The sequence below is a fragment of the Rhizobacter sp. genome (assembly GCF_031412075.1).
Classification (GTDB): domain Bacteria; phylum Pseudomonadota; class Gammaproteobacteria; order Burkholderiales; family Burkholderiaceae_C; genus Rhizobacter.
Map to the genome: position 1 here is coordinate 1 of NZ_JANOCG010000214.1, position 16,167 is coordinate 16,167.

Below are 16,167 nucleotides of genomic sequence, written 5' to 3' on the forward strand. Positions count from 1 at the left end.
ACGGGCATGCCGGTGGTGAACATGTGGTGGGCCCACACGATGAACGACAGGATGGCGATCGACGAAGTGGCGTACACCATCGAGGTGTAGCCAAACAGCTTCTTGCGGGCAAAGGCCGGCACGATGTGGCTCACGATGCCGAAGGCCGGCAAGATCATGATGTAGACCTCGGGGTGGCCGAAGAACCAGAAGATGTGCTGGTACATCACCGGGTCGCCGCCGCCGGCGGGGTTGAAGAAGCTGGTGCCGAAGTGGCGGTCGGTCAGCGTCATGGTGATGGCGCCGGCCAGCACGGGCATCACGGCGATCAGCAGGTAGGCGGTGATCAGCCACGTCCAGCAGAACATCGGCATCTTCATCAGCGTCATGCCGGGGGCGCGCATGTTGAGGATGGTCACGATGATGTTGATCGAGCCCATGATCGACGAAGCGCCGAGGATGTGCATCGCGAAGATGCCGGCGTCCATCGAGGGGCCCATCTGCAGCGTGAGCGGTGCGTAGAGCGTCCAGCCGGCAGCCGGTGCGCCGCCGGGCATGAAGAACGAACCCACGAGCATCAGGCCGGCCGGGATCAGCAGCCAGAAGCTCAGGTTGTTCATGCGGGCGAAGGCCATGTCGGCCGCGCCGATCTGCAGCGGGATCATCCAGTTCGCGAAGCCCACGAAGGCCGGCATGATGGCGCCGAACACCATGATCAGGCCGTGCATCGTGGTGAGCTGGTTGAACAACTGCGGGTTGACGATCTGCAAGCCCGGCTGGAACAGCTCGGCGCGGATCAGCAGCGCCAGAACGCCACCCACCATCAGCATGGTGAACGAGAACAGCAGGTACAGCGTGCCGATGTCCTTGTGGTTGGTGGCGTACACCCAGCGGCGCCAGCCGTAAGGGTGGTGGTCGTCGTGGGCATGGTCGTCATGGCCATGGCCGGCCACGTGGCCTTGGGGGTCGAGTACTGCACTCATGGGTCTTCCTTTGGGGCGCTTGTTCTTGACGCGGACTATGAATTACTTGCGTGCGGCTGCAATTTCAGCGGGCTGCACGAGCTGGCCGGTCTTGTTCGACCAGTTGTTCTTGGTGTAGGTGATGACGGCGGCCAACTCGGTGTCGCTCAACTGCTTCCAGGCGGGCATGGCGCCGTTGTTCTGACCGTTCAGCAGAATCGCGATCTGCTTGGACTTGTCGGCATCGAGCACCACCGGCGAGCCGTCGATCGCCTTGATCGGCCCAGCGCCCTTGCCGCTGGCCTGGTGGCAAGCGGCGCAGTTGGCGGCATAAACCTTCTCGCCACGGGCGGCCAGATCGGCGAGCACCCAGACCTTGTTTGGATCGTCCGCCTTGGCAGCCGCTTCCTTCTTCTTCCCATCGACCCACTTGGAATAGTCCTCGGCGGAGAGCACCTTCACGTGGATGGGCATATAGGCGTGCTCCTTGCCGCACAGCTCGGCGCACTGGCCATAGAAGTCGCCTGTCTTTTCAGCGCGAAACCAGGTGTCGCGCACGAAGCCGGGGATGGCGTCTTGCTTGATGCCGAACGCGGGCACCATGAAGGCGTGGATCACGTCATTGGCGGTGGTGATGATGCGGATCTTCTTGTCGACCGGCACCACCAGCGGGTTGTCGACCTTGAGCAGGTAGTCGTCGCCGGACGGCTTGCCCGAATCGGACATCTCGCGATGGGTCGGGTCGAGCGAGGACACGAAGCCGATGCCTTCGCCTTCACCCTTGAGGTAGTCGTAGCCCCATTTCCACTGGATGCCGGTGGCCTTGATGGTGATGTCGGCAGAGCTGGTGTCTTTCATCGCCACCACGACCTTGGTGGCCGGCAGCGCCATGAAGATCACGATGATGAAGGGCACCACCGTCCACGCGATTTCAACCTTCACGCTTTCGTGGAAGTTGGCCGCCTTGTGGCCCTTGGACTTGCGGTGCTTGAAGATCGAATAGAACATGACGCCGAACACGGCGACAAAGATGACGAGGCACAAGATCATCATGAAGTTGTGCAGGTACTGCTGCTCGGCGGCGATCTTGGTCACCGGCGGGTGCAGGTCGAGCTGGTTCACGGCCGGTCCGCCCGGCAGGTTGTTGACGGCCATGGCAACTGAGGTCGCCAGCGCAGCACCCAGCACCAGGCTGAACTGCGCCACTCTCTCGCAGAGAGACCGGCAAAGTGATTTCGTCGTCTTCATCATGGTCGTTTCAGTTATCAAAATTCACATCGAGTTGGGTGCGCGCCACCTGATGACGCACCCGGGCGAACCTGCTTTTTTCAAGCCCGCCAGTTTAACGCAGCCTTTCATGCACCCACTGCCCTCTCATGCTCTAGGTGATTTCGTGCGCACCATTGCACGCATGTCTTCGAGTGAAACCGTGGTCTCGGCACTCACGAGTGGGCGCGGCGCGGCTTTGAAGGCGTGTCCGTAGGCCACTTCAAACTGCAGGTAGATGCGCCCATCGGGTGCCGCCAGAGAGGCCAGCCCTGCGAGCAACTGTTCGCGCCAGCGTGGCGTGCGCAAACCGGCAAAACGGTCGGGTGAGGCGTTCGAGCCCAGGCTGCGCAGCTCGCGCAACAACGCCTGCGGGCTGTCCCAGCTGAGTGTGAGCACCTCCTGGTCCATCACCGGGTCGGAGAACCCGGCATGCACCAGCATGTCGCCCAGGTCGTGCATGTCGACAAAGTCGGCCATGGGAGCAGGCCAACCCAGGCGCTGATACAGCCCGTGCAAGTCGCGCAAGCTGCCGGGCCCGAGGCAGGAAAACATCACGAAGCCATCGACGGTGAGCGCACGCTGCCAGCGGGTCATCAGCGCGGCCGGGTCAACCGAGGCGTGCAACATCATGTTGGCCCACACCAGCTGCACGCTGGCCGGTGCCACCTCGTCGGGCGACATCACCTGCACAGCAGACGCTCGCCAACGCCGGGCCGACCACCACGGCGCCGCCGGTGCCGCCCGGCGGCTGCGCTCCTGCAGCGCCCCCGTAGGCTCGACGACGTGGTGCCGCGCCGCCGGATAGGCCTGCGACAACAGCAAGCTGCCCGCGCCGCCGAACGACCACCAGTCGAGCACGGCCTCGGGTTTGGCGCGAATGATGCTCAGCCGATCGGCCATGCGGCGTGCCACTTCAGCGTGCAACCAGGGCGCTTCTTCGGCACGCGCAAGCCGCCTCAGGCAGGCCCGCACGTTCATCACGTCGAGGTGTCGCGTCGTCGGTGCAGAAGGCTCGCTCATGTCGAGCGGCAGTATATTGACGCGGTGCTTTTCACACGCTTGCTCCAGCAAATACCCAGCCAGTGCGTGGTGTGTCGCAGTTGGGGCGAGCAGGCGGTATGTGCGGCGTGCAACCATCGTTTTGCGGCGCCGGCCTCACGCTGCGGGCGCTGTGCCTCGCGGGTGCCGCCAGGGGTGCTGGCCTGCGGCGCATGCATCGTCAACCCGCCGGCGTTCGATGGTGCGCTGGCCGGTGTGGACTACGCCCACCCGTGGTCGGCGTTGATCACGCAGTTCAAGTTCCACGCGGCGCTCGACCTTGCACCCGCCCTGTCGCAACTGCTGCAGACAGCACGGCAGTGTGCCCACACACCCGCACCCGATCTGCTGTTGCCAGTGCCGCTGAGCGCCGAGCGGCTGCGCGAACGTGGCTTCAACCAGGCCTGGGAGCTGACACGCAGGCTCGGGCGTGCGCTCACGCTGCAAACCGACGCCAGTCTTCTGCTGCGCTTGAAAGACAGCCCCCACCAGTTGGCCCTGCCACCCGAAGAGCGTGCGGCCAATGTGCGCGGTGTGTTCGCGGTGGAGCCGCTGCGGCGGGCCGAGTTGAGCGGCCTCTCGGTGGCCGTGATCGATGACGTGATGACCACCGGCGCCACCTTCGGCGAGATCGCCCGGGTGCTCAAGCAAGCCGGCGCGTCACGCGTTGAAGCGTGGGCACTGGCACGCACACCACGGCCCGCGTGACTGGCATGACAATCCCGCCCTCATGTTCAACATCGTCCTGGTCCAGCCCGAGATCCCGCCCAACACCGGCAACGTGATCCGCCTGGCGGCCAACACCGGCTGCGCCTTGCATTTGATCGAGCCGCTGGGCTTTTCGATGGACGACCGCCTGCTGCGCCGTGCGGGGCTCGACTACCACGAGTACGCGAGCGTGCAACGCCATGCGTCGTGGAGCGCATTCGTCGACTCGGCCCAGCCGGACCCCACAAGATTGTTTGCCTTCACCACCCGCGGCAGCCAGGCGTTTTCAAACGTCAGCTGGCAGCCCGGCGACTGGCTGGTGTTCGGCTCGGAAACCGCCGGCCTGCCCACCGATCTGCGCGACAGCATTCCCACCTCGCAGCGTGTGCGCCTGCCGATGCGGCCCGAGCAGCGCAGCCTCAACCTCAGCAATGCCGTGGCGGTGGCGGTGTTCGAAGCCTGGCGCCAGAACGGCTACCGCGGCGGCGCCTGAGCCGTTTCAGTGTTCGCGCCGCGCGTCGCGCGACATCAGTTCCTGGATCGCCCGAACTGGGCTGACTTGGCCTTCGAGCACGCGAACCACGGCTTCGGTGATCGGCATGTCGACACCCAGGGCCTGGGCACGCTGGAGCACGGTCGCGGCACAGGCCACCCCTTCGGCCACGTGGCCAAGGTCTTGCAAGATTTGCGCGAGCGGCAGGCCTTGTGCGAGCAGCAGCCCCACCTTGCGGTTGCGCGACAGGTCACCGGTGGCGGTGAGCACCAGGTCGCCCAGGCCGCTCAAGCCCATGAAGGTTTCGGCGCGGGCGCCGAGTGCCACGCCCAAGCGCGTCATCTCGGCCAGGCCGCGGGTGATGAGCGCCGCGCGGGCGTTGAACCCCAGTTGCAGGCCATCGGCAATGCCGGTGGCAATGGCCATCACGTTTTTGACCGCACCGCCCACTTCCACACCGACCGGGTCGCTGGACGCGTAGATGCGCAGGCTGTCGCTGTGAAAAGCCTCGACGGCCTTCTGGCACAAGGCCTCGTCGGTGCTCGCCACCACCAGCGCTGCCGGCTGGCCACGCGCCACTTCGAGCGCAAAGCTTGGGCCGGACAAGATGCCGACGTTCGCCGCCCCGGGCCGCACCGCGCGAGCCACCTCGTGGCCGAGCAGCCCGCTGCCTTCCTGAAAGCCCTTGCACAGCCACAACACACCGGGTGCGGTGGCCGGCAGGCGCTGCAGCATTTCCTGCAGCCCGGCCATCGGGGTGGCGATCACGATCAGGCCGTCTTGCGCGTGCGCCACGGCGGCATCGAAATCGCCTGTGATCCGCAGGCTGCCGGTCAACGGCACACCCGGCAGGTAGCGCTGGTTTTCGCGTGTGGACTGCAGCTGCCGGCACTGCTGCGCGTCGCGCGCCCACAGCTGCGTGGGGTGTCGAGCGGCCGTGCTCGCTGCGAGGGCCGTGCCCCAGGCGCCGGCCCCCAGCAGCGTCAGGTTCATCGCTGCCTGTGGTGGGTCAGTTGAGGCTCGGCTGGGCGCCGTTGCCGGCAGCCGCTTGCTGCTGTTGCTGCGCCTCGTACATGGCCTGGAAGTTCACCTCGGCCAGCACCACCGGCGGGAAGCCGGCACGTGTGCACACGTCAGAGACGATGGCTCGCAGGTAGGGGTAGATGATCTGCGGGCAGGCGATGCCGATGATGGGCTGCAGCTGGTCGTCAGGGATGTTGCGGATCTCGAAGATGCCGGCCTGCTTGGCCTCGACCAGGAACAGCGTCTTGTCGGCCACGGTGGTGGTGACGGTGGCGGTCACGCTGACTTCGTAGATGCCGTCGGTCACCGGGTTGGCGGCCAGGGCCAGGTTGATGTCGACCTGCGGCTGGGCTTGCTCGAGCAGGATCTGCGGCGAGTTCGGTTGCTCGAGCGACAAGTCCTTCAGGTACACGCGTTGAATCTGGAACACGGGAGTGGTGTTGTCGTCGGCCATGGTGATCTCGCTGGATTGAATGCGTAAGTGAAAGGGGGCCCGCACCTGCGGGCGCTGGATTATGTCCGAGGCCTTGTGACGGCTCAGGCGCCCTGCAGCAGGGGCATCAAGCCACCGCGTTGATCGAGCGCCATCAGGTCGTCGCAGCCGCCCACATGGGTGTCGCCGATGAAGATCTGCGGCACCGTGCGTCGCCCGGTGATCTGGACCATGGTGTCGCGCTGGGACGGGTCGAGATCGACGCGCACTTCCTCTATGTGCGCCACCCCGCGCTGCTGGAGCAGCATCTTGGCTCGCTGACAAAACGGGCACACCTGGGTGGTGTACATCTTCACCGCCTGCATGGCTGGCCTCCGCTCAGGCTGATTTTTCGACCGGGAGGTTGGCTTCGCGCCAGGCCTTCAAGCCGCCGGCCAGGGGCCGCGCGTTGGCAAATCCCAGCTTGTGCAGGATACCCACGGCACGCGAGGCGCGTGAGCCAGTGGCACACACCACCACCAGCGGCAAGGCCTTGTTCTTGGGCAGGTCGGTGCTGGCTTCCAGGCCGCTCAAGGGCACGCTCTTGGCGCCGATGGCATGGCCGGCGGCGTAGTCGGGGGCCTCGCTCACATCGATCAGCACGGCTCGTTCGCGGTTGATCAGCTGCACCGCCTCGGCGGTGCTCACCGCACCGGCCCCGGCGCCCGAGCGAACGCGTGGCCACAGCAGCAAACCACCCGAAACCAGGGCCATCACGATCAGATACCAGTTGTCGACAAAGAATTTCACAAGGAGGCCCAGGGTGTTGGAGGCAAAGGCGAATTATAGAATTCGGCCCTTTCCCCGATTGCCGTGTGCCCCGCACGCACCTCTGCCATGTACAAACTTGTGCTCATTCGCCACGGCGAATCGACCTGGAACCTCGAAAACCGCTTCACCGGCTGGGTCGATGTGGAACTCACGCCCACCGGCGTCGCGCAAGCCCAGGAGGCCGGGCGGCTGCTCAAGGCCGGTGGCTACGACTTCGACGTGGCCTACACCTCGGTGCTCAAGCGCGCCATCTGGACACTCTGGCACACGCTCGACCAGATGGACCGCACCTGGCTTCCGGTGGTGCACCACTGGCGCCTGAACGAGCGTCACTACGGTGGGCTGCAAGGCCTCAACAAGGCCGAAACAGCCAAGCAGTACGGTGACGAGCAGGTGCTGATCTGGCGCCGCAGCTACGACACGCCGCCCCCGCCGCTGACTGCCGATTCACCCATGAGCCAGCGCAACGACATCCGCTACGCGAAGCTCAAGCCCGAAGACATCCCGCTCACCGAATGCCTCAAAGACACCGTCGATCGGGTGCTGCCGGTGTGGAACGACAGCATCGCCCCGGCCATCAAGGCCGGCAAGCGCGTGGTGATCGCGGCGCACGGCAACAGCATTCGCGCGCTGGTGAAGTACCTCGACAACATCGCCGACGCCGACATCGTGGGCGTGAACATCCCGAACGGCAGCCCGCTGGTCTACGAGCTTGATGCCGACCTCAAGCCCATCAAGAGCTATTACCTGCAAAGCGACAAGGCCTAACCCGGCAAACCGTACAGCCGCTCCGGCGGCACGCGGGTCAGCAGCGACTTGTCGGCCACCAGCCCGGTGATGGCGTGTTCGGGCCGCGCGGTTTCGCGGCGTGCCACGTGCAACACGGGCACGCCGGTCTTGTCGGTGATGCTCACCGCCAGCGGTGTGTTGGAGCTCGCCGAGCGACGTATCACCACCGCCAGCTCGCCCGACTTGAGCTTCACGAACTCGCCCGGCGGGTAGATACCAAACTCCTTGATGATGGCCATGGCCATCGGCCCGCCGCCATCGAGCTTGAACAACTGGCGCGCCGCCTCCTGCACGCTGAGCGGCTTGCGAATCGCGCGCGGGCTGATCTTGGCGATGAACACGTCGGCGTACTTGAGCGCGCGGGCCATCTCGCTCATTTCAGTGAGCTGGCGCGGGTAGCCTGTTCCATCAGGCCACTCGTGGTGTTGCTCCACGGCGGTGAGCCACTCTTCATCGGCCACGCCCACCTCACGCAGCATCTGCGCGCTCTGCAACGGGTGCTCATGCAGGATCACGCGTTGCTCCTCCAGCATCGGCACGCCCTGTGCGGCAAGCCGGCCCTGCAACTCGAAGGCCGACATGTTCATGGTCAGCGCGGCTTTCACCAGCGTGATGCTGCGCTCGCGCGGCCAGCCCATGCGTTGCGACATCAGGAAACACAGCGAGGCGGTGAACACCGCATGGCTCAGGCCGTAGATCGCAAAACGGTGATTGTCTTGGCGCACCGCCATGAAGATGCCGATGTCGGCGTCGCGCTCCACCAGCAGCGCCAGGTGCTGGGCGAGTTCGTCGATGCGCGCCGGGAAGCCGGCCTCTTCCTTGATGCCTTTGACCGCGCGCTCCAGGCGCCAGAAGAGTTTGTCCCACAAGGCAAACAGGCTGGCCGGGCGGGGGTCGGGTGCCGGCGCTTCGATCGGGCGCCCGTTGGCCAGGGCCTGGGCTGCGAGCGCCGCCTTGACTTCTTCGGGGTCGACCATCGCGCCATGCGCCAGCAGCGCGGCGAGCTGTTCGTCGTCTTCAATGACGGCACCACGTGCCAGCAGCAAATGCCCCTCGGCGTCACGCACCTCCCACAAGGAGGGAGCGCCGAAATGAACCTGGGATCGCACCATCTTCACAAACGCCATGGCAGCCTCCGCTATCGCTGCAATGTAGCCTTGCAGCGCTCAGAGCGACAGAGGCGCTTCACCCCGTTTTGCCAAATACTGCAAGCGGGCGGCCACTTTGGCTCTGGCCGGGGTCACCCCAGCACGCGGTGGCGCGTCCAGGCGGTGCTGCGCATGCGTTTGCGAAACAGCCCATTGCGCACCACCCAGTCGCCGAACATGCCCAGCCACACACCCACCACACCCAGGCCCAGCACGACGCCCATCAGGTAGCCGGCCATGATGCGCAGGCCCCACATGGTGGCCGTGCCCACCACCAGCGCATAACGGGTGTCGCCCGCTCCGCGCAAGCCTGCGGGCAGCACAAAAGACCCCGCCCACACCGGCATGAACAGGCAGCTCAAGGCGATCAACCAGGCCGCCTGGCGCGTGACCTCGGGGTCGTTGCCGAACAAGCTGGCCAAGGGCCATGCCAGCGGCAGCACCAGCAAGCCCACCCAGGTGAGCGACCAGCTGGCACTGCGCACCAGGCGGCGCAGCATGCGGTGCGCCCGTTGCGCCTGGCCAGCGCCGAGGCGCATGCCCACCAGCGTGGTGGCGGCCACGCCCAGCGCCGTGCCGGGGGCGTAGAGCATGGCGCTGACGTAGAAGGCGATGAAGTTGGCCGCCATCGCCGTGGTGCCCAGGCTCACCACCATGGTCTGCGTGATCAGCTTGCCGACGTGGAAGAACGATGTCTCCAGCGCCGCCGGCCAGCCCACGCGCAAGATGGCGCGCACAAACTCGCTGCGCACGGGTGAGCCAGCCGCGTGCTCCAGCGCCCGCTGCAGCGTGGGCCACAACGCGATCAACACCAGCACCACACCCGCGCTGCGCGCACAGAGCAAGGCGGCGCCCGCACCCGCCACGCTGCCGTTGGCGCCGTTCATGAAAAGTGCTGCCAGCAAGATCTGCAGCAGGTTCATCGCCAGTTGCACGCGCATGGCGGTGTCGGTGCGGGCCATGCCGCGCAGCACGCCACAGGCCACCATCACCAGCGCGGTGGGCAACCCGGCCACGATGAGCCAGCGAAAGTAACGATCGGCCTGCGAAACCACCGAGGCTTCGGCGCCAGGCAGCAGCATGGCGATCCACAGGCCGCGGGTGAACCAGAGCAGAGCGGCGATGAATGCTGCACTGCACAGCGCCAGCAGCAGCGCGCTGAAGGCCACAGCGCGCAGGTCGTGGCGGCGGCCGGCGCCCAGGCAGTGCGCCACCGTCACGGTGGCCCCCATCGCCAGCCCGCCGTACACCGCGTTGAGCAGGTAGCCCAGCGCGTCCATCATGCCGATGGCCGCCACCGACGCCGGGCCGAGGTGGCTGGCCAGCGCCATCACCACCGTGCCGGTCAGCACCAGGGCGAGCTCCTGCACCAGCACCGGCCCGGCCAGGCCCCACACACCGCGCGGGCGGGCGAAGCGGCGCTGCCACTGATGGCGAATCCAGCGCAGGCGGGAAACGGAGGTGAGCGAGCTCAAGCGAACGACCATAGCGCAGCCGCTGGGGCCCCGCTGTCACCTGGAGCAACCCCGCTCAGACGGCGTGCGATTCGTACACCAGAACGGCCGCGGCCAGGTCTTCCAGCGCCGTGCCCACCGACTTGAAGACCGTGCGCCCCGTGGCCGACGCACGCCCGGCCACCTCGCCACGGCACAGCTGCGCCAGCGTGCCGCCCAGATCGTTTGCGGCCAACACGCCTCGCGAGATCGGCCCCAGCAACTCGCCACTCTTGTGGCAGGCCTCTTCGGTGTCGACATAGATGTGTGCCCCGCGAAAGCAGTCGTCGTCGGCCTCGCGCATGGCCGGCGTGAAGCTGCCGATCAGGTCGAGGTGGCTGCCAGGCTTCAAGCACTCGCCGCGGATCATCGGCTCGGTGGCCAGGGTGGCGCTGCTGACGACGTCGGCCTGGCGCACAGCCTGCGACAGGTCGTCGGTGGCACGCGCATCGATGCCGCGCCCGCGCCACTGCGCCGCCAGGGCGGCCGCGGCTTCTGGCGTGCGGCTCCACACCGTCACCTGCTCGATCGGCAACACGCTGCGGTAGGCCTCGGCGAGCAGGCTGGCGACGCGGCCTGCTCCCACCACCAGCAGGTGGCGCGCATCGGGCCGCACGAGGTGAGAAGCGGCCAGCGCCGAGGTCGCGGCGGTGCGGCGCGAGGTGATCTCGTTGCCGTCCATCTGCGCCAGTGGCACACCGGTGGTGGCGTCGTACAGCAGATACGTCGAATGCAGGCCGGGCAGTCCGAGGCCCGAGTTGCCGGGCGCGATGGTCACCGTCTTGATACCGAGGTAACGACCGGCCTGCCAGGCCGGCATGATAAGCACGGTGAACGCAGGCAGGCTGTGCACGTGGCGCGGCGGCGACTCGCAGCCGCTGGCAAACATCTGCGCCAGCGCGGGCACCAGGCGATCAAAGCCCAGCGCAGCGCGGGTGGTGGCGGTGTCGATGATCTTCATGGGGCTGGTGAGGCGTGACACAGCTTAGCCGCTTGACACACTCTGCCGCGCCGGCGTCTGGCGGCATGCCGCAGAATAGCCCCGTCTCCACCTACCGTCTCCACCCGGCCTGCCTCGCGTGAACACAGCCCACACTTCTGCGACCCCACCAGCCCACGGCTTCAGCCTCATCGAGGTGATGATCGTGGTGGCCATCATCGCCATCCTCGCGCTGATGGCCGTGCCCAGCCTGCAGAACAAGTACATCCGCGAGAACATCGTCGAAGCCATGCCCTTGGCGAAGATTGCCAAGGACCCGGTGGCCGCCACCTGGGCCGCCACCAAGACCCTGCCCGAAGACAACGCCAGCGCCGGGCTGCCCGCGCCCGACAAGATCGTGAGCAACGTGGTGAAGTCGGTCACGGTGGAAAACGGCGCCATCCACATCGTGTTCGGCAACCGCGCCAACGGCGCGCTGCGGGGCAAGACGCTGACGCTGCGCCCGGGTGTGATCGAAGACGCGCAGGTCGTGCCCGTCGCCTGGGTGTGCGGCCGCGCGCGGCCCCCCGAGAACATGCGGGCCATGGGCACCGACAAGACCGACGTGCCCGCCGTCTACCTTCCGGTGAACTGCCTTTAAGGGTGGGGCGCTGATGCGCTTTCGTCGAAGCCCAGCGTGGCGCTGATCTGCACCCGCACGGCCTCGCCGAGCGCGCGGCGGTCTTGCCCAACGGTCGGCAGCGCCGGCAACTGCATCACGAAGGCTTGAATGCGGTCGGCCGTGGCCACCTGCCACAGCGACGCGACCAGCGTGGTGTCACCCACCCACACCACCGCGCGGCTGGGCTGCGAGTCGGCATCGACATACCGCATCGCGATGGGTTGCAGCGGCGTGCCGGTCGACACCGCGGCTTGCAGCAGGTTGGCGTGAAAGGGCAAGAGCGAGGAGCCATCGCCCGTGGTGCCTTCGGGGAACATCGCGATGGTGTCACCCTGCTTCAACGCATCGGCGATCTGGTGCACCACACGCAGCGCGTCGCGCTTGCGTTCACGTTCGATGAACAAGGTGCCACCGCACGCCACCAGCCAGCCCAGCACCGGCCAGGCCCGTACGTCGGCCTTGGAGACAAAGCGCGTCGGGTGCACCGCGTTGATGGCGAGGATGTCGAGCCACGAGATGTGGTTGGCCACCAGCAGCACCGGGCCGGGGTGCGACGCGCCCGTGCCATGGATCTGCAGGCCCAGCACGCGGGCCATCTTGGCGCACCAGCGGCCGGTCTGTTGCATGCGCTGGGCCGGCGTGGCAAAGGGGTAGATCAGCGCGCAGCGCAGCATGCCGGCGCCAATGTGCACGACACAATGGGTCAGCCGCCAAACCCCTCGCAGTTGACGCAGCACCGGGCTCAAGCGGCCTCGTAGGCCAGGTGGCCGGCGACCAGCGTGTACTTCACGCGGCCAGGCAACTCATACCCCTCGAACGGCGAGTGTTTGCCCTGGCTCTTGAGCGCGGCGGGGTGCACCGTCCAGCGCTCGCTGGCGTTGAACAGGCACAGGTCGGCCACACCCCCTTCAACCAGGCGGCCGGCACTGGAGGCCAGCGAGCCCAGCGCCTCGCCCAGCACACGCACCGGCTCGCAGGTCACCGAAGCGAGCGTCTTGCCCAGGCCCACACCCTGCTCTTCGCCCCACTTGAGCGCCAGGCTCAGCAGCAGCTCCAGGCCGGTGGCACCGGGTTCGGCTTCGGCAAAGGGCAGGTTCTTCATGTCTTCGTCGACCGGCGTGTGGTCGCTCACCAGGGCGTCGATCGTGCCGTCGGCCAGCGCGGCGCGGATGGCGTCGCGGTCGCGCTGCTGGCGCAGCGGCGGCGTGAGGCGCATGGCGGCGTTGAAGTAGCCGATGTCCATGTCGGTCAGGTGCAGCTGGTTGACGCTCACGTCGCAGGTGACCGGCAAGCCCTCGGCCTTGGCGCGGCGCACGAGCTCGATGCCAGCGGCACTGCTCAGGCGGCACAGGTGCACCCTTGCACCGGTCGCACGCACCAGCTCGAAGATGGTGTGCAGCGCAATCGTCTCGGCGATCACCGGCACACCCGACAAGCCCAGCCGCGTGGCGAGCGCGCCGCTGGCGGCCACACCCTTGCCGAGGTAGGAGTCTTGCGGGCGCAGCCACACGCTGTAGCCGAAGGTCGATGCGTACTGCAGCGCACGCTGCATCACCAAGGTGTCGGCCAGCGCCACATCGGCCTGCGAGAAGCCCACGCAGCCGGCTTCGGTAAGTTCGGCCATCTCGGTCAGCACCTCGCCGGCCAGGTTGCGCGTGAGCGCGCCGAGCGGATAAAGGTGCGACTGGTTGAGGTTGCGCGCGCGGAACTTGAGCATCTCCACCAGGCCGGGTTCGTCGAGCGGCGGGTCGGTGTCGGGCGGGCACACCAGGCTGGTCACACCGCCGGCGACCGCGGCGGCCATCTCCGACTCAAGCATGCCTTCGTGTTCGTGGCCCGGCTCGCGCAAGCGGGCTGCCAGGTCGACCAGACCGGGGGCGACGATCAGGCCGCTGGCGTCGATGCTGCGGTTGGCATGGAAGTCGGGGTTGACCTTGCCCAGCGAGACGATGCGGCCCGCGGCGATGGCCACGTCGCCTGGTTCGTCACGCCCTGTCGCTGGGTCGAGCAAGCGGCCGTTCTTGATCAGCAGTTTCATCTTCTTGTGTGCTCCCGTCAGGCGTTGTTGCCCGCAATCGTCGACATGACCGCCATGCGCACCGCAATGCCGAAGGTGACCTGCGGCAGGATCACGCTCTGCCGCCCATCGGCCACCGACGAGTCGATTTCGACACCGCGGTTGATCGGGCCCGGGTGCATGACGATGCAGTCGGGTTTGGCGTGGGCCAGCTTCTCTTGCGTGAGCCCGTAGTTCTTGAAGAACTCACCGGCGCTCGGCAGCATGGCGCCGCTCATGCGCTCGTTTTGCAGCCGCAACATGATGATCACGTCGGCGCCCTTGATGCCTTCGACCATGTCGTGGCACACGCGCACGCCCATCTCTTTCAAGTCGCTCGGCACCAGGGTCTTGGGGCCGACGGCGCGGATCTCGGGCACACCCAACGTGGTGAGGGCGTTGATGTCGGAGCGCGCCACACGCGAGTGCACGATGTCGCCCACCACCGCCACCACGAGCTTGGTGAAGTCTTGTTTGTAGTGGCGGATGGTGTACATGTCGAGCAGCCCTTGCGTCGGGTGCGCATGGCGGCCGTCACCGGCGTTGACCACGTGCACATGCGGCGCGCAGTGCTGGGCGATCAGGTAAGGCGCACCGCTCTCGCTGTGGCGCACCACGAACATGTCGGCGTGCATCGCGGACAAGTTCGCAATGGTGTCGAGCAGCCTCTCGCCCTTGGCCGCGCTCGACTTGGCGATGTCGAGGTTGATCACGTCGGCGCTCAAACGTTTGGCCGCGATCTCGAAGGTGGTGCGGGTGCGGGTGCTGTTTTCGAAGAAGAGGTTGAAGACGCTCTTGCCGCGCAAGAGGGGCACCTTCTTCACCTCGCGGTCGTTGACGCTGAGAAAGGTGCCGGCGGTATCGAGGATGTTGTGCAACACCGCGCGCGGCAGGCCTTCGATGGAGAGCAGGTGGATCAGCTCGCCGTGTTTGTTCAGTTGGGGGTTGCGGGTCATGCACCTTCCTTGATGTCGAAGCTGAAGCGGCCAGCCTCGTCGCGCGCCAGGCGCAGCTTGTGTTCTTTGGGCAATGTGATCCGTGCCGCCGAGTACGCAGGATGGATGGGCAACTCGCGCCCACCGCGATCCACCAGCACGGCCAGCGTCACGCTCGCGGGGCGGCCGAAGTCAAACAACTCGTTGACCACAGCACGGGTGGTGCGGCCGGTGTAGAGCACGTCGTCGATCAGCACGATGGGCCGGCCTTCGATCTCGAAGGGCAGCTTGGTGGGGTCGGCGCTCGACAGCCCGCGCGACGAAAAATCATCACGGTGCAAGGCACTGGAGATGACACCGATCTCGCCGGGCAGCTTGAGGTCTTTTTGCAGCCGCTCGGCCAGCCAGGCGCCGCCCGACCAGATGCCGACCAGCACGGTGTCGGGTTGCAGCAGGCCGCGCACACCCGACAAGAGGTCGGTGTAGAGGGCTTCGGCATCGAGGTGCAAAGTGCTCATGGCAAGTTTCTCAAGTACTGCTCGAGGATGATCGCGGCCGAAGCGGCATCGACGTCGCTGGCGCCGTGCGAATGCGCTTCGGTCGTGGTGTAACGCTCGTCCACCTCGTGCACCGGCAGCTTGAAGCGGCCGTGCAGCTGGCGGGCAAAGCGCTGCGCGCGGGCGGTATTGTCGTGCGCTGCGCCGTCGGGATGGAAGGGCACGCCGACCACCAGGGCATCGGGCTGCCATTCGGCAATCAGTGCGCCAAGCGCGGCAAAACGGGCGTCACCTTCGGCCGCGACAGTGCGCAAGGGCGTGGCGGTGCGCGTCAGGGTGTTGCCGCTGGCCACACCCACACGCTGGGTGCCGAAATCAAAAGCAAGAAAGGAGCGGGGATTTGGGGGAGGCATGGCCGCGAAGCTCACGCGTGCCCCGCCTCTTGGCTCAGCATGCGCGGGTCAATGCCCAAGAGCGACAGTGCCTTGTCGTAGCGCTGTTCGACCGGCGTGTCGAAGATGATGCCGGGCTCGGCGCCGACGTTGATCCAGCCGTTGCGGCCGATCTCTTCTTCGAGCTGGCCCGCGCTCCAGCCGCTGTAGCCGAGCGTGACCAGGATCTTTTTCGGGCCAGCGCCGTTCGACAAGGCTTCGAGCACGTCTTTGCTGGTGGTCATCTCCAGCCCACCCGGGATTTGCAGCGACGAGTTGTAGTGCCCGCCCTCGCCTGCTTCACCCCCCAGGCGCTCGTGCAGCACGAAGCCGCGCTCGGTTTGCACCGGCCCGCCGAAGTAGACCGGCACGTCGGCCAGGTCTTCACGGTCGAGGGTGAGCTCGACCTTTTCGAACAGGTTTTTGAGCTTGATGTCGATCGGCTTGTTGATCACCAGGCCCAGCGCACCCTTGTCGGTGTGCTCGCACATGTAGATCACCG

The 16,167-nt window shown here is 66.5% G+C and carries 20 protein-coding genes; 4 read left to right on the forward strand and 16 right to left on the reverse strand.

What is annotated here, in order from left to right:
* The 3 genes from RMO40_RS07345 to RMO40_RS07355 all read right to left on the reverse strand — a co-directional run.
* A partial coding sequence (locus RMO40_RS07345) for a cbb3-type cytochrome c oxidase subunit I (RefSeq protein ID WP_309718416.1) occupies window positions 1-962 on the reverse strand: 962 nt, incomplete at its 3' end.
* A gap of 42 nt (window positions 963-1,004) precedes the next feature.
* Window positions 1,005-2,189: a cytochrome c oxidase subunit II gene (coxB, locus tag RMO40_RS07350; protein WP_309718419.1), complete on the reverse strand. Its 1,185-nt coding sequence runs from the start codon at window positions 2,187-2,189 to the stop codon at window positions 1,005-1,007.
* A 126-nt stretch (window positions 2,190-2,315) separates the two neighbouring features.
* Entirely contained in the window at window positions 2,316-3,230 is a 915-nt protein-coding gene (locus RMO40_RS07355; protein WP_309718422.1) for a biotin synthase, read from the reverse strand.
* Window positions 3,231-3,254: 24 nt separating this feature from the next.
* On the opposite strand from RMO40_RS07355, the gene RMO40_RS07360 reads away from it, so the two are divergent.
* Window positions 3,255-3,956 (forward strand): ComF family protein, encoded by a 702-nt coding sequence (locus RMO40_RS07360; RefSeq protein WP_309718425.1) that lies wholly within the window; start codon window positions 3,255-3,257, stop codon window positions 3,954-3,956.
* Window positions 3,957-3,978: 22 nt separating this feature from the next.
* The gene (trmL, locus tag RMO40_RS07365; RefSeq protein ID WP_309718428.1) at window positions 3,979-4,449 is read left to right on the forward strand and encodes a tRNA (uridine(34)/cytosine(34)/5-carboxymethylaminomethyluridine(34)-2'-O)-methyltransferase TrmL; all 471 of its coding nucleotides are present in this window, start codon (window positions 3,979-3,981) and stop codon (window positions 4,447-4,449) included.
* A gap of 6 nt (window positions 4,450-4,455) precedes the next feature.
* Here trmL and RMO40_RS07370 read toward each other — a convergent pair whose 3' ends face one another.
* From RMO40_RS07370 to RMO40_RS07385, 4 genes are all read right to left on the reverse strand, one after another.
* Window positions 4,456-5,442: an NAD(P)H-dependent glycerol-3-phosphate dehydrogenase gene (locus tag RMO40_RS07370; RefSeq protein WP_309718431.1), complete on the reverse strand. Its 987-nt coding sequence runs from the start codon at window positions 5,440-5,442 to the stop codon at window positions 4,456-4,458.
* 16 nt (window positions 5,443-5,458) lie between these two features.
* Window positions 5,459-5,926: a protein-export chaperone SecB gene (secB, locus tag RMO40_RS07375; protein WP_309718433.1), complete on the reverse strand. Its 468-nt coding sequence runs from the start codon at window positions 5,924-5,926 to the stop codon at window positions 5,459-5,461.
* A gap of 83 nt (window positions 5,927-6,009) precedes the next feature.
* Window positions 6,010-6,270, reverse strand: coding sequence for a glutaredoxin 3 (grxC, locus tag RMO40_RS07380; RefSeq protein ID WP_309718438.1), 261 nt, complete (start codon window positions 6,268-6,270; stop codon window positions 6,010-6,012).
* Window positions 6,271-6,283: 13 nt separating this feature from the next.
* The gene (locus tag RMO40_RS07385) at window positions 6,284-6,694 is read right to left on the reverse strand and encodes a rhodanese-like domain-containing protein (protein ID WP_309718441.1); all 411 of its coding nucleotides are present in this window, start codon (window positions 6,692-6,694) and stop codon (window positions 6,284-6,286) included.
* Between the two features lie 87 nt (window positions 6,695-6,781).
* On the opposite strand from RMO40_RS07385, the gene gpmA reads away from it, so the two are divergent.
* Window positions 6,782-7,483 (forward strand): 2,3-diphosphoglycerate-dependent phosphoglycerate mutase, encoded by a 702-nt coding sequence (gpmA, locus tag RMO40_RS07390; protein ID WP_309718443.1) that lies wholly within the window; start codon window positions 6,782-6,784, stop codon window positions 7,481-7,483.
* Here gpmA and RMO40_RS07395 read toward each other — a convergent pair.
* From RMO40_RS07395 to lhpI, 3 genes are all read right to left on the reverse strand, one after another.
* Entirely contained in the window at window positions 7,480-8,631 is a 1,152-nt protein-coding gene (locus RMO40_RS07395; protein WP_309718446.1) for an HD domain-containing phosphohydrolase, read from the reverse strand. The two genes, gpmA and RMO40_RS07395, sit on opposite strands and share 4 nt — an antisense overlap.
* Before the next feature lie 113 nt (window positions 8,632-8,744).
* Window positions 8,745-10,127, reverse strand: coding sequence for an MATE family efflux transporter (locus RMO40_RS07400; protein ID WP_309718449.1), 1,383 nt, complete (start codon window positions 10,125-10,127; stop codon window positions 8,745-8,747).
* A gap of 55 nt (window positions 10,128-10,182) precedes the next feature.
* Window positions 10,183-11,106, reverse strand: a complete 924-nt coding sequence (gene lhpI, locus RMO40_RS07405; RefSeq protein WP_309718452.1) for a bifunctional Delta(1)-pyrroline-2-carboxylate/Delta(1)-piperideine-2-carboxylate reductase — start codon at window positions 11,104-11,106, stop codon at window positions 10,183-10,185.
* A 118-nt stretch (window positions 11,107-11,224) separates the two neighbouring features.
* Between lhpI and RMO40_RS07410 the strand changes: the two genes are divergently transcribed.
* Window positions 11,225-11,725 (forward strand): pilin, encoded by a 501-nt coding sequence (locus tag RMO40_RS07410; protein WP_309718455.1) that lies wholly within the window; start codon window positions 11,225-11,227, stop codon window positions 11,723-11,725.
* Here the strand turns inward: RMO40_RS07410 and RMO40_RS07415 are convergent.
* The 6 genes from RMO40_RS07415 to RMO40_RS07440 form a co-directional block, all read right to left on the reverse strand.
* Window positions 11,722-12,438 carry a 1-acyl-sn-glycerol-3-phosphate acyltransferase gene (locus RMO40_RS07415; protein ID WP_309718458.1) on the reverse strand — a complete coding sequence of 239 codons (717 nt, stop codon included), beginning with the start codon at window positions 12,436-12,438 and terminating at the stop codon, window positions 11,722-11,724. The two genes, RMO40_RS07410 and RMO40_RS07415, sit on opposite strands and share 4 nt — an antisense overlap.
* Window positions 12,439-12,488: 50 nt before the next feature.
* On the reverse strand, window positions 12,489-13,784 hold the full coding sequence (locus RMO40_RS07420; protein ID WP_309718461.1) for a dihydroorotase: 1,296 nt from the start codon (window positions 13,782-13,784) through the stop codon (window positions 12,489-12,491).
* 17 nt (window positions 13,785-13,801) lie between these two features.
* Complete coding sequence (locus tag RMO40_RS07425; protein WP_309718464.1) at window positions 13,802-14,758, reverse strand: aspartate carbamoyltransferase catalytic subunit; 957 nt, start codon at window positions 14,756-14,758, stop codon at window positions 13,802-13,804.
* A complete protein-coding gene (gene pyrR, locus RMO40_RS07430) occupies window positions 14,755-15,255 on the reverse strand; it encodes a bifunctional pyr operon transcriptional regulator/uracil phosphoribosyltransferase PyrR (RefSeq protein ID WP_309718467.1) in 501 nt (166 codons plus the stop codon). The genes RMO40_RS07425 and pyrR overlap by 4 nt, the downstream gene beginning before the upstream one ends.
* Window positions 15,252-15,647 (reverse strand): Holliday junction resolvase RuvX, encoded by a 396-nt coding sequence (ruvX, locus tag RMO40_RS07435; protein ID WP_309718468.1) that lies wholly within the window; start codon window positions 15,645-15,647, stop codon window positions 15,252-15,254. Before ruvX ends, pyrR begins: the two co-directional genes overlap by 4 nt.
* 11 nt (window positions 15,648-15,658) lie before the next feature.
* A partial coding sequence (locus tag RMO40_RS07440) for a YqgE/AlgH family protein (RefSeq protein WP_309718473.1) occupies window positions 15,659-16,167 on the reverse strand: 509 nt, incomplete at its 5' end.

What these genes read in the sequence shown, in the direction of transcription:
- coxB (WP_309718419.1), bottom strand. Translation starts at nt 2,189, where the DNA reads ATGAAGACGACGAAATCACTTTGCCGGTCTCTCTGCGAGAGAGTGGCG.
- RMO40_RS07355 (WP_309718422.1), bottom strand. Translation starts at nt 3,230, where the DNA reads ATGAGCGAGCCTTCTGCACCGACGACGCGACACCTCGACGTGATGAAC.
- trmL (WP_309718428.1), top strand. Translation starts at nt 3,979, where the DNA reads ATGTTCAACATCGTCCTGGTCCAGCCCGAGATCCCGCCCAACACCGGC.
- RMO40_RS07370 (WP_309718431.1), bottom strand. Translation starts at nt 5,442, where the DNA reads ATGAACCTGACGCTGCTGGGGGCCGGCGCCTGGGGCACGGCCCTCGCA.
- secB (WP_309718433.1), bottom strand. Translation starts at nt 5,926, where the DNA reads ATGGCCGACGACAACACCACTCCCGTGTTCCAGATTCAACGCGTGTAC.
- grxC (WP_309718438.1), bottom strand. Translation starts at nt 6,270, where the DNA reads ATGCAGGCGGTGAAGATGTACACCACCCAGGTGTGCCCGTTTTGTCAG.
- gpmA (WP_309718443.1), top strand. Translation starts at nt 6,782, where the DNA reads ATGTACAAACTTGTGCTCATTCGCCACGGCGAATCGACCTGGAACCTC.
- RMO40_RS07395 (WP_309718446.1), bottom strand. Translation starts at nt 8,631, where the DNA reads ATGGCGTTTGTGAAGATGGTGCGATCCCAGGTTCATTTCGGCGCTCCC.
- lhpI (WP_309718452.1), bottom strand. Translation starts at nt 11,106, where the DNA reads ATGAAGATCATCGACACCGCCACCACCCGCGCTGCGCTGGGCTTTGAT.
- RMO40_RS07420 (WP_309718461.1), bottom strand. Translation starts at nt 13,784, where the DNA reads ATGAAACTGCTGATCAAGAACGGCCGCTTGCTCGACCCAGCGACAGGG.
- RMO40_RS07425 (WP_309718464.1), bottom strand. Translation starts at nt 14,758, where the DNA reads ATGACCCGCAACCCCCAACTGAACAAACACGGCGAGCTGATCCACCTG.
- pyrR (WP_309718467.1), bottom strand. Translation starts at nt 15,255, where the DNA reads ATGAGCACTTTGCACCTCGATGCCGAAGCCCTCTACACCGACCTCTTG.
- ruvX (WP_309718468.1), bottom strand. Translation starts at nt 15,647, where the DNA reads ATGCCTCCCCCAAATCCCCGCTCCTTTCTTGCTTTTGATTTCGGCACC.